At 41.1% G+C, this 807-nt stretch carries 1 protein-coding gene; it reads left to right on the forward strand.

Going from position 1 to position 807, the window contains the following annotated elements; genetic code table 11:
• The first annotated feature begins 137 nt into the window (after nt 1–137).
• Complete coding sequence (locus PSI15_RS18235) at nt 138–776, forward strand: hypothetical protein (protein WP_273584757.1); 639 nt, start codon at nt 138–140, stop codon at nt 774–776.
• Nucleotides 777–807: the final 31 nt, after the last annotated feature.

Here is an 807-nt window from a genome sequence, read left to right on the forward strand (position 1 = left end):
GATTAAAAATTCCTATATAAGAACTCTATTGATAACTATGGGAGCACGGTAACTGTCGTTAGTGGTAGGCTGATATTCAATCTTAGAAAAATCAATGTATAATATGCTTATAGATTGTCCAACACGCGGAGGGCAATATGGAACATATCAAATCAACAAGGGAACTTTCTAAGATGCCGTTTATTATTGGTGATGCGGATTTCAATAAAAAACTACGCATGCCGTCAAAGAACGTAGAACATACTCAATCGTTTTTAGATAACGGTGTGACAGACTACACTTTACCTGAATATGTCGTGCCGCATGGCTATCGTCTGGTCAAATCGTTAAAGAAAGATCAATTCCGCATGATCGCAGACGGTAAAGAACCAGAAACCGTTTACCTTGTTGAAGTGTTCTTCCGAAAAGATATTGTTGTCGGCAAAACAACCTGTACCCAAATCAAAGTATGGCGTACTGTTTCGGCTAAACATCAGGAAGTCGTATCCGGCTTCCCGAAGACGTTTTTTAAACACCTTTTGGCAAACTACAACATTGTCGTGACCGACGAGCAACAAACCGGTGACGGCAAGCGCTTCTGGGAAGCAATGATTTCTTGGGCGCTGAATATGAAATACAACGTTTATGCCTCAGATGGCACACAAGAAGATAGACCGTTAACCATCATTGAGAATATGGATGAATTTTACGACAAATGGGATGAATTTTGTTGGGAGCACGATCCTGACGTTCACACCCACCGCCTTGTGGTTATTAGTAGAACGCCTCTGGTTTAAAATCCCAAAATAGGGATTTTAAGTAGGGGGC

It is taken from the genome of Xenorhabdus sp. PR6a (assembly GCF_028599065.1).
GTDB classification, from domain to species: Bacteria; Pseudomonadota; Gammaproteobacteria; order Enterobacterales; family Enterobacteriaceae; genus Xenorhabdus; species Xenorhabdus doucetiae.

What these genes read in the sequence shown, in the direction of transcription:
- PSI15_RS18235 (WP_273584757.1), top strand. Translation starts at nt 138, where the DNA reads ATGGAACATATCAAATCAACAAGGGAACTTTCTAAGATGCCGTTTATT.